Source organism: Pseudomonas sp. HMWF006 (assembly GCF_003061205.1).
Taxonomy (GTDB): domain Bacteria; phylum Pseudomonadota; class Gammaproteobacteria; order Pseudomonadales; family Pseudomonadaceae; genus Aquipseudomonas; species Aquipseudomonas monsensis.
The window spans coordinates 1-1,027 of the sequence record NZ_QAIU01000474.1; the positions used below are offsets into that span (position 1 = coordinate 1).

1 protein-coding gene and 1 pseudogene are annotated in these 1,027 nt (G+C 59.9%); one reads left to right on the forward strand and one right to left on the reverse strand.

The window, feature by feature from the left end; genetic code table 11:
- Positions 1 to 130: pseudogene (locus tag DBR24_RS20665) on the forward strand (enoyl-CoA hydratase); the annotation flags it as partial.
- Between the two features lie 117 nt (positions 131 to 247).
- Here the strand turns inward: DBR24_RS20665 and DBR24_RS20670 are convergent.
- Positions 248 to 1,027: acyl-CoA dehydrogenase family protein (locus tag DBR24_RS20670; protein WP_256591695.1), on the reverse strand; the 780-nt coding region annotated here is incomplete at its 5' end.

A 1,027-nucleotide genomic window follows, 5' to 3' on the forward strand; every position in this document is an offset into this window, starting at 1 on the left:
TGAGGTCAACCTCACCGAAGGCGTGCGCTTCGAGCGCCGAGTGTTCCATGCGGCGTTTGCCACGCAGGATCAGAAGGAAGGGATGGCGGCGTTTGTGGCCAAGCGGGCGCCGGAGTTTCAGGGCAAATAATGCAACCTTTGAGCTGACCTCATCGCGAGCAGGCTCACTCCTACAGTGGAATTGCGGTTGACACAGGTTCTGTGTACATCCGAAGACCCTGTAGGAGTGAGCCTGCTCGTGATGCTTTTAGAGCTGGTAGTTCTTCAGCTCCCGCGCAATTACCATCCGCTGAATCTCGCTTGAGCCTTCATAAATCTGGGTAATCCGTGCATCGCGGTAGTACTTCTCCACCGGATAGTCCTCCAGATACCCATACCCGCCATGAATCTGAATCGCCGAGGAGCAGACCTTCTCGGCCATCTCCGACGCGAACAGCTTGGCCTGCGACGCCTCCGACAAGCACGGCTTGCCCGCCGTACGCAGTCGCGCCGCATGCAAAATCATCAAGCGCGCGGCGTTGATTTGCATCTGCATGTCGGCCAGCAGGTTGGCAATGCTCTGGTGTTCGTTGATCGGTTTGCCAAACTGGATGCGATCGCGGGAATACACCAGCGCCGCTTCGAACGCGGCGCGAGCAATGCCGAGCGCCTGAGCCGCGATGCCAATGCGGCCGCCCTCAAGGTTGGACAAGGCAATCGCCAGGCCCTTGCCGCGCTCGCCGAGCAGATTGGCCTCGGGAATGCTGCAGCTGTTGAGCGTCACCGCACAGGTGTCGGAAGCGCGAATGCCCATTTTGTGTTCGGTGCGATCGACGATGAAACCCGGCGTATCGGTCGGCACCAGGAACGCGGAAATGCCTTTTTTGCCCAGATCCGGATCGGTCACCGCAAACACGATTGCCAGTTTCGCCCGTTTGCCGTTGCTGACAAATTGCTTGGCGCCGTTGATCACCCACTGGCCGTCGCGCAGTTCGGCGCGGGTGCGCAGGTTGTGCGCTTCGGAGCCGGCCTGTGGTTCGGTCAGGCA